Below are 9700 nucleotides of genomic sequence, written 5' to 3'. Positions count from 1 at the left end.
CCTGTCCGATGCACCCCGAAGTCCGGCAGGATCATCCTGGCGCCTGCCCGAAATGCGGCATGACGCTTCAACCCGTCCCGGCAGGGCAGACGCATGCCGGAGCCCCCGGCACCAGCGGCAGCACGGCGGGCCATCACCGCCATGGGCAGGACCATGGGCACGCACCGCAAGCAGCCCCGGTAGTAGCGGACTCGGCGCAACCGCCGAAGCCTGCGGCTCCAGGCACAATTTACACCTGCCCGATGCACCCGCAGATCCGCCAGGATCACCCCGGCAATTGCCCTATCTGCGGCATGACCCTCGAGCCGCTGCTGCCGGACCTGGAGGACGACAACCCAGAGCTGCGCGATTTCTCCCGGCGCTTCTGGTGGACGCTGCCGCTGACCTTGGTGGTGCTGGCACTGGCGATGTTCGGCGAACGTCTGCATCTGATGGACATGGCCACGCAGAGCTGGATGGAACTGGTGCTGTCGCTGCCGATCGTGCTGTGGGCCGGCTGGCCGTTTTTCTCGCGCGGCTGGCAGTCCGTGCTCAACCGCAGCCCGAACATGTGGACGCTGATCGGCCTGGGCACGGGCGCTGCCTTCGTTTACAGCGTCGTTGCCACCGTCGCGCCAGGGATCTTTCCGGCGTCGTTCATCTCGATGGGTCGGGTCGGCGTTTACTTCGAGGCCGCGGGGGTCATCATCTCGCTGACGCTGCTCGGGCAGGTTCTCGAACTCAAGGCGCGCTCGCAGACCTCGGCGGCGATCAAGTCGCTGCTGGGGCTGGCTCCCAAGACCGCGCGCCGCATCGGCGCCGACGGTAGTGAGGAGGATGTGCCGCTGACCCACGTGCACGTCGGCGACCTCCTGCGCGTGCGGCCCGGCGAGAAAGTGCCCGTCGATGGCGCGGTGGTCGAGGGTGCAAGCTCGGTGGACGAGTCCATGCTGACCGGCGAACCCCTGCCGGTGAGCAAGCGCGAGGGTGACAAGGTCATCGGCGCCACGCTCAATACCAGCGGCGCGCTCGTCATTCGCTCCGAGCGCATCGGCTCGGAGACCGTGCTCTCGCAGATCGTGCAGATGGTGGCTCAGGCCCAGCGGTCCAAGGCGCCCATGCAGCGCATGGCAGATGTGGTCGCCGGCTACTTCGTGATGGTGGTCGTCGCCATCGCCATCGCTACCTTCTTCATCTGGGGTTTGTTCGGCCCGCAGCCGTCCTGGGTGTTCGGTCTGATCAACGCCGTGTCGGTGCTGATCATCGCCTGCCCCTGCGCGCTGGGGCTGGCAACGCCGATGTCGATCATGGTCGCCACCGGGCGCGGTGCGACCCAGGGCGTGCTGTTCCGCGATGCCGCCGCGATCGAGAACCTGCGCCGGGTCGATACCCTGGTCATCGACAAGACCGGCACGCTGACCGAAGGCCGCCCTGCCTTCGATCAGGTGGTCCCGGCGGACGGCTTCACTTCCGCGGAGGTGCTGCGCCTGGCGGCCAGCCTGGACCAGGGCAGCGAGCACCCGCTGGCCGATGCGATCGTGCAGGCCGCGCGCGCCCAGGGCCTCGCACTGAGCAAGCCGGAGAACTTCGAGTCCGGTTCTGGCATCGGTGTGCGCGGACAAGTGGAAGGGCAGCCTCTCGCGCTTGGTAACACCGTCCTCATGGCGCAGGTCGGTGTCGCCGTCGATTCACGCGCGCAGCAGGCCGAATCTCTGCGCAGGGAAGGGGCTAGCGTGATGTACCTGGCGGTGGGCGGACGCCTTGCCGGCCTGCTGGCAGTCTCCGACCCAGTGAAGGCGAGTACGCCGGAGGCGCTGGCGACCCTCAAGGCGGCTGGCCTGCGGGTGATCATGGCGACTGGCGACGGCCTGACGACCGCGAAGTCGGTGGGGGCCCGCCTGGGCATCGACGAGGTCCACGGCGAAGTGAAGCCGGTCGACAAGCTGACGCTGATCGAGCGCCTGCAGAAGGAAGGTCGTGTGGTCGCCATGGCTGGCGACGGCATCAATGACGCCCCGGCGCTCGCCAAGGCTGACGTCGGCATCGCCATGGGTACTGGCACCGACGTGGCGATGAACAGCGCCCAGATCACGCTGGTCAAGGGTGACCTGCGCGGCATTGCCACCGCGCGCGGGCTGTCGGTGGGGACGGTGCGCAACATGAAGGAGAATCTGGTGTTCGCCTTTCTCTACAACGGCCTGGGCATCCCGGTTGCTGCTGGGGTGCTGTACCCGTTTACCGGCTGGCTGCTGTCGCCGCTGATCGCCGCGCTGGCGATGAGCCTGAGTTCGGCTTCGGTGGTCGGCAATGCGCTGCGCCTGCGGCACAGCAAGGTGTGAACCCCGGTTCCCTGCATCCTATCAGCATGACGTCTCAGGGCGCAAAACGGGCTGGTTCGATCTACCGCTCCGCCCTTGCCTTTGTCGATCAGGGGGAAATGCGATCAACGGATTCGCCAACGGAGTAGGGCGACGGACTGCGGCAGGTCGGAGACGGCCGCTTGTCCGGTAAAGACGACCGGCAACTTCCAGCGAAGAACAGTGCCCGGCGGCCATGAGTCGAACGGCCGAACTGAGATTGATCGGACGTCTCAATCTTGCTCGTCAGACCACCAGTGAACGGGCGACGCAGATCACCACTTGCCGGGCCATTCCCCGTGAAGGTCATCAATCGTGAAAGCGTGGCGATGCCTGCGTTGCCCCGTCCTCTCTCCCTCTTCCAGATGTCCATCCAATTCGTCGCCATCAGGGTGCTCGTGCTCGAGCATATCGGGATCATCGGCAGGCCATAGCCGCCATGCGCAAAGGACGCCAATCAGTGAGAGACCCGCCAACACCGCGAACGCCGCAGTCATCCCATACCCGGCACCGATCTGGCCAGCCAGCGGATAGGCGATCAACCAGCAGGCGTGCGACAGCGAGAACTGGGCGGCAAATACTGCGGGGCGATCGGGCGAGGCGGCAGATCGCCTGAGCAGGCGCCCGCTCGGTGTCTGTGTCATCGAGTAGCCAACGCCGATCACAAACCATGTCAGAAGAAATTCGGGCCATTCGACCGCCGGCGCAAAGCTGGTCAGCACCACGCCGAACGCAAGGCCAAGGGTCATGATGAACGCCCCGGTCAGCATTGGGGGCCGGTCTGGACGCTCATTGAGGAACCGCGGCAATATCAGTGCAACCAGCATCGAGCCGCATCCGAATGCCGCCAGTCCGAACGGAACGTCCGATGCCGGCCGCTGTAGTTTGCTCTGCACGTAGACTACCGTGTTGACGATCACCATCGAACTGGCGGCTGCCGCGGCAAGGTTCAGCGCGAGCAATCCTCGCAGACGCGGGGTGCGCAGATAGATGGAAATCCCGCGGAAGGTCTTCGCGTAGATGCTGCCGGTACGGTCCACGGCGCGGGACTGCGGCAGGCGTACCGATACCACGAGTGCGGCTGAGCAAAGGAAGCCAATGACCGTGCCACCAAACAGCCAGTGAAAGCTGATGACTGAGAGCAGCGCGGCAGCGAGCGCGGGACTCGCCAGGCTCTCCATGTCATAGGCCAGACGCGACAACGATAGTGCCCGGGTGTAGTCCTTCTCCTCCGGCAACACGTCTGGTATCGTCGCCTGGAAAGTTGGCGTGAACGCTGCCGAGGCAGATTGCAGCAGGAAGATCAGCACGTAAATCTCCCAGACTTGTGTCACGAACGGCAACGAGATGGCCACTGCGGCTCGCACCAAATCCATTGCCACCAGGAATGCCCGGCGCGGTAGCCGGTTGGCGAAGGCGCCCACCACCGGTGCGATGCCGACATAGGCGACCATCTTGATGGCGAGCGCCGTGCCGAGGACGCTTCCGGCGTTTGCTCCGGCGAGGTCGTAGGCCAGCAACCCAAGGGCAACGGTTGCGAGCCCGGTCCCGACCAATGCAATCACCTGCGCGGCAAACAAGTGCCTGTATGTGCGATTTCCCAGTACTTCAAGCATGACGTCTCCGACGCTTCATAACGATCACTACGCTTCGATCAGATCGCGGCCACCTGAGATGACCTGCGGTTGCCGGCGCAAAACGATACCGCACAGGGCGGGCAGGACAAACAATGTCAGCACGGTCGCCGTGATCAAGCCACCGATGACGACCGTCGCCAACGGCTTCTGGACTTCGGCACCCGTGCCCGTTGCAATTGCCATCGGCACAAAGCCCAGCGAAGCCACCAACGCAGTCATCAACACCGGCCTGACGCGCTCCATCGCGCCCTCGATCACGGCCGTGTCAGGCATCATGCCGTCTTCCAGACGTTTGCGGATGGCGGAGATCAGTACCAGTCCGTTCAGCACCGCCACGCCGGACACCGCAATGAAGCCAACTGCCGCCGAGATCGAGAACGGGATCCCGCGCAGTAGCAGCGCGAAGACGCCGCCAGCCAATGCCAGGGGTACCGCCGTCAGCACGGTTGCCGTCAGCGCGGCGCTGCCGATTGCCATATACAGCGTCGCGGCGATCAGGATGAAGCACAGGGGCACAATGATGGCCAGGCGCTTGGTAGCCGCCTGAAGGTTCTGGAATTGGCCGCCCCATTCGATATACATGCCCGGGGGCAGTTTGACTTCCTTGGCGATGCGCTCCGCGGCATCGTCAACGAAGCTGCCGAGATCCCGGCCGCCTACATTGGCTTCCACGTACACGCGGCGCTTGCCGTTGTCGCGACTGACCTCGTTGAGACCCTGCGTGAACCGGAATTGCACCAGTTGGCGCAGCGGCACGGAAGCGCGAGCCTGACCGTCGGTCACAGGCAGCATGACGGGAAGCGCGCCAAGGACATCGAGATTTTCGCGTTGGTCGCCCGGCAGGCGGATCACGATGTCGAAGCGACGGTCGCCATCGAAGATCTGTCCGGACGCCCGACCTGCCATGGCTGCGGAAAGGGTATCAGCCACCTCCTTGACCGTCAGGCCATACCGGGCGATCGCGGCGCGGTCAAAGACGATGTCGAACGTCGGAAATCCGCTGGTCAGTGGCACGCGAACGTCCGTGGCGCCCGGGGTTTTCTTCAACACGCCGGCGATGCGCTGAGCCGTGGCCGCCAGTTCATCCAGGTTTTCACCGTAGATTTTCACGGCGACGTCGCTACGCACTCCGCCGATCAGTTCGTTAAACCGCATCTCGATCGGCTGCGTCACGTCGTAGTTGTTGCCGACCATCGGCGCGGTCTTCTCGCGGATACGCTCGATGACCTGTTCCTTGGTCGTCACGCCTTTCGGCCACTCGCTCTTCGGTTTCAGGATGATGTAGTTGTCCGAGGCGTTCGGCGGCATGGGGTCGGCCGCCAGGCTGGCCGTCCCCGCCTTGGAGTACACGGTCTTGACTTCCGGCAGCGACAGCACGGCGCGCTCGAGCGGCAGATCGATGGCGACCGACTGGTCAATCGACGTCGACGGGATGCGCACCGACGACAGATTCAGATTCTGCTCGTCGAGCGTCGGCATGAATTCGCGCCCGACGAACGTGAATGCCACCGCCGCGATCGCCAGCGTCGCGACGCCGGCGCCAATGAACGGCATCGGACGAGCTACCGCATGCTCCAGCCAGGGCCGATAGCGCCGCTTGGTCACAACGATGACGCGCACCTCGTTCTCGGAGACCTTCTTGCGCAGCAGCACCGCCACCATGGCCGGCACGAAGGTCAGTGACAGCACGAAGGCAGACGCGAGCGCCAGCATCAGCGTGATCACCATCGGCGAAAACATCTTGCCTTCCACCCCCTGGAAGGTCAGGCATGGCAGGAAGACCATGAAGATCACGAGTTGCCCGTACACCGTCGGACGGACCATTTCGCGGGACGACTGGATGACTTCCTCCAGCCGCTCATGGAGCGTGAGCAGGCGTCCCTCGTGGCGCTGCCGTTCGGCCAGCCGCCTGAGCGAGTTCTCCACGATGATGACCGCGCCGTCAATGATCAAGCCGAAGTCCAGCGCCCCCAGGCTCATCAGGTTGCCGGAGATGTTGAACTGGTTCATGCCGATCGCACTGACCAGCAGGGAGAGCGGAATAACCAGGGCCGCGATGGCCGCCGCGCGCCAGTTGCCCAGCAGGGCGAACAGGATCGCTGCCACCAGTAGCGCCCCTTCCACCAGGTTCTTCGCCACCGTCTCGATGGTCGCAATTACCAATTGGGAGCGATTGAGCGTGGGAACGATCACCACGCCCGGCGGCAGCGTCTTCGAGATCTGTTCGAGCTTGTCGCCTACGGCTTGTGCCACCGTGCGGCTGTTTGCGCCGACGAGCATCAGCGCACTGCCCACCACCGTTTCGTTGCCGTTGCGGCTGGCGGCACCGGACCGCAATTCCCCGCCGATCTTGACGGCAGCGACCTGCGCCACTGTGATCGGCACGTTTTGGCGCTGGGCAATTACCGCCCGGGAAATTTCGTCGACGGACTTGATCCGGGCATCGGCGCGTACCAGATACGATTCCCCCGAGCGCCGGATGAAATTCGCGCCGACCGATAGGTTGGCATCCTCAAGTGCCCGGGCGAGTTCCCCGTAGGAGATGCCGTAGGCGGCCATCTTTGCCGCGTCGGGTTCTACGACGAACTGCTTGACGTAACCGCCGAGCGAGTCGACGTCGGCCACGCCAGGCGTCGTGCGCAATTGCGGCCGGATAATCCAGTCCTGCACCGTGCGCAGATAGGCCAGCCTGGAGACGCGATCGTCCAGACGCTCGCCACGCTCGGTGAGAAAGCTGCCGTCGCCCTGCCAGCCGGGCTCGCCGTCCTTGACGGGAGCGCCTGTGCCGTCCGGATGCTGGTATTCGACGCTGTAGTGGAAGACCTCGCCAAGCCCGGTCGACACGGGTCCCATCTGCGGCTCGACGTTCTCCGGCAGGTTCGGACGCGCCTGCGCCAGCCGCTCCGATACCTGCTGACGCATGAAGTACAGGTTCGCGCTTTCCTTGAAGATCACAGTCACCTGGCTGAAGCCGTTGCGGGACATCGACCGCGTGCTCTCTACACCGTTCAGGCCGGCGATCGCGGTCTCGATCGGATACGTGACGCGCTTCTCCACTTCCACCGGGCTCATCGTCGGCACCACGGTGTTGATCTGGACCTGCTTGTTGGTGATGTCAGGCGTGACGTCGATCGGCAGCAGGTTGAGTTGCCAGGCGCCGATCATCGCGACGACCGCCGTCATGAACAGCACCAGCCAGCGATAGCGGACCGAGCCGCTGAGGATACCTTCGATCATTCCTCGTCCCCGCCGCCCTTGTTCATTTCCGCCTTGACCAGGAAGGCGTTGCGGGTGGCCACCTGTTCACCAGCCCGCACGCCGGAGAGGATCTGTGCCGCGCCGCCGCTACGGGTCCCAACCAGCACGGCCCTTGGGCGGAAGCCGTCCTGCGTGCGAACGAACAGGACGTCACGGCCATCGAGGTTCTGTACGGCGTCTTCTGGCACCGAAAGGGACGCGGCCTCGCTCGCCGCCGTGCGCAGGCGCACTTGCACACCTTCGCCCACGACGAGGCGATCGGTCGGCCGCACCGGCTCCACGACCACGGTCGCGGCGCGCGCGGCGCCTGTTGCCGTCGGCGTGACGGCCTGTACGCGCGCTGGTAGCGGCGAGCCGTTGGCTAGCAGGATCGTGGCGTCGCTGCCAGCGGCAATGCGGCTCGTGTCGGCGGCGGTCACGGCGGCCTCCACCTGCACGGCGCCGGCTCCGGCCACACGGAAGAGCTCCGCCTGGGGGGCCACGAAGGCGCCGAGCGTCACGGATTGCGCCGTGATCTTGCCCGCAATCGGGCTCACGACCGCCACCGAGCGCCCGTCGCTGGACAGATGCGCGGACTGGGCCACCGTCGCAGCACGCAGCGCCTCGGCTTGGGCGACATCGAGCGCGGCCTTTGCCGCTTCCATTTCCTGGCGCGGCGTGACGCCTTGCTGGAACAGCGTCACCTCGCGCTCGTAGGTCTTGCGCGCCAGATCGGCCTTGGCCTGCGCGACCTTGCGCTCGGCCGCCATAGCAGCCGCGTCGGGGCTATCGACCACGGCCAGCACGTCGCCCGCGTGCACGACATCGCCGAGCCGGCGCTGGATGCGCTGCACCGCGCCGGCGGCGCGCGACGCGATGGCCGCTTCGCTGCCTGGCACGGCTGTCACCGTGGCCGGCGCCAGGATTTCCGTGCCGACTGCCGCGCTCGCCACCGGCTCCACGGCGATGTTGGCGGCCGCAAGGTAGGCGGCAGGTATCTTGACCTCCTGTTCACTGGGCTTCTTCGCGGCGGCTTCCGGCTTCTGTACTTCTGCTGCCAGCGAGGATGCGGAGGACTTCTCCGATCCCGACAGGCGCGCTGCACCGAAACCCACAGCCGCCGCCACTGCGGCCGCCCCCGCAACCATCGGCCAGTTCACAGACCGGCGCTCGTTTTTCATCATCGTGATTCCTCAAATGCCAGGCGGCCGTCCACCTGAGCCAGCGCCGCCAGAGCGCGCACGCGCGCCAGGCGCGCGTCGATCGTCAGTTGCCGGGCTTCGACCAATGCACGGCGCACGGCCAGCAGTTCCATTAGCGGCGTCTTGCCTGATTCATAGCCAATGCGCCCCATGCGATAGGCTTGTGCAGCGGCCTGTTCTCCTTCGCTGGCCGCGACGAGCTGCTTTTCCGTTGTGGCCACCTGGGATACGGCGGACTGACGCGCGGCATTGGCTTCCAGCCGGACGCTGTCCAGCCGCGCCTGGGCGGCCGCAACTCGCTCGACGGCGGCGTTGATGCCGTTGCGGTTCTGGTCGAACAACGGAATGGAGGCCGTGACACCTACCACGTAGCCACTGGCATTGGTCCAGCCGTAACGCCGTATGCCAGCGCTGACCCCGACGTCGGGAATCCAGCGCCGTCTTTCGACATCCACCTGTGCGTCCAGCGCACTGCGTTCTGCTTCGGCGGCCCGCACCGACGGCGACTCGCCGATCGTCATGGATGCGCCCGGGATGGCTGGCAGTGCGGTCAGCAATGAACTGGCAAGGGCGGTGTAGGGCTCAGCGGCGCCAGACATCGCGGACAACCTTGCCAGAGCCTGCGTGGCGTCGTTGATGGCTGCGGCCTCGGTGGCCTGCGCCGCTGCCACGCTGGCCTTTGCCTGCGCGCTGCGCAAGCTGGCCTCCTTCCCGGAATCGACTAGGGCGCGCGCGGCTGCCAGTTCCTCATTGGCGCGCGCCAGGTTCTCGGTTGCCAGCGCTTGGCGACCCAGCATGGCTTCCGCCGTTGCGTAAGCGACGGCGAGTTCCGCGGCATAGGCTACCTGCGCCTGCCGCTCCCGCGCCTGTGCGGCGGCAAAGTTGCGCTCGCCGACCGCGACGCGGGCTCCCCGCTTGCCCCCGATTTCAAAGGGCTGCGTGATCGAGTAGGTGTTCTGGCGCTGACTCACGCCATCGCTGGCCGGGGCGCCTAGGTTCTCGAGCACGGTATCGACCCGCGGATTGAGCCACGCCCGCGCTTGGGCAGCATCTGCGCCGGCAGCTCGAACATCGGCGGCCTGCGCAACCATTGCCGGGGCAAGTGCCAGCGATTGCTGCAACAAATTCGAATAGGGAGGCGCCTCGGCGGCATGGCTCAACGCTGCGGGCACGAGCCACACTGCGGCGCCGATGTAGCGAGGTCGACAAAGCAACGAAAGGTTCACCTGTTTCATCGAAAGGAGAGACGGTTGACGGCTATCCCTCTCTATACGAGGCAGGTCGGTGC

The 9700-nt window shown here is 65.6% G+C and carries 5 protein-coding genes; 1 reads left to right on the top strand and 4 read right to left on the bottom strand.

All coding sequences use genetic code 11. The features are described from left to right. The coding region (locus tag K206_RS0125830) for a copper-translocating P-type ATPase (protein WP_231401680.1) at positions 1 to 2318 on the top strand (2318 nt) is incomplete at its 5' end. Between the two features lie 293 nt (positions 2319 to 2611). On the opposite strand, the gene K206_RS0125825 is transcribed toward K206_RS0125830, so the two are convergent. Genes K206_RS0125825 through K206_RS0125810 form a run of 4 tightly spaced genes read right to left on the bottom strand, consistent with a single transcriptional unit; the run spans position 2612 to position 9647 of the window. After that, positions 2612 to 3952, bottom strand: a complete 1341-nt coding sequence (locus tag K206_RS0125825) for an MFS transporter (RefSeq protein WP_020423910.1) — start codon at positions 3950 to 3952, stop codon at positions 2612 to 2614. A gap of 27 nt (positions 3953 to 3979) precedes the next feature. Next, complete coding sequence (gene cnrA, locus K206_RS0125820) at positions 3980 to 7210, bottom strand: nickel efflux RND transporter permease subunit CnrA (protein WP_020205273.1); 3231 nt, start codon at positions 7208 to 7210, stop codon at positions 3980 to 3982. Then, on the bottom strand, positions 7207 to 8394 hold the full coding sequence (gene czcB, locus K206_RS0125815) for a CzcB/NccB family metal efflux transporter periplasmic adaptor subunit (protein WP_029044095.1): 1188 nt from the start codon (positions 8392 to 8394) through the stop codon (positions 7207 to 7209). Before czcB ends, cnrA begins: the two co-directional genes overlap by 4 nt. Further along, positions 8391 to 9647 (bottom strand): TolC family protein, encoded by a 1257-nt coding sequence (locus tag K206_RS0125810; RefSeq protein ID WP_029044094.1) that lies wholly within the window; start codon positions 9645 to 9647, stop codon positions 8391 to 8393. Before K206_RS0125810 ends, czcB begins: the two co-directional genes overlap by 4 nt. Positions 9648 to 9700: the final 53 nt, after the last annotated feature.

Source organism: Cupriavidus sp. WS (assembly GCF_000395345.1).
GTDB lineage: Bacteria > Pseudomonadota > Gammaproteobacteria > Burkholderiales > Burkholderiaceae > Cupriavidus > Cupriavidus basilensis_B.
The sequence above is the reverse complement of the archived record's forward strand: the minus strand, read 5'-3'. Positions and strand labels throughout refer to the sequence as shown.

Excerpts from the sequence above, each read along its gene's own strand:
- K206_RS0125825 (WP_020423910.1), bottom strand. The coding sequence starts at position 3,952 with ATGCTTGAAGTACTGGGAAATCGCACATACAGGCACTTGTTTGCCGCG.
- cnrA (WP_020205273.1), bottom strand. The coding sequence starts at position 7,210 with ATGATCGAAGGTATCCTCAGCGGCTCGGTCCGCTATCGCTGGCTGGTG.
- czcB (WP_029044095.1), bottom strand. The coding sequence starts at position 8,394 with ATGATGAAAAACGAGCGCCGGTCTGTGAACTGGCCGATGGTTGCGGGG.
- K206_RS0125810 (WP_029044094.1), bottom strand. The coding sequence starts at position 9,647 with ATGAAACAGGTGAACCTTTCGTTGCTTTGTCGACCTCGCTACATCGGC.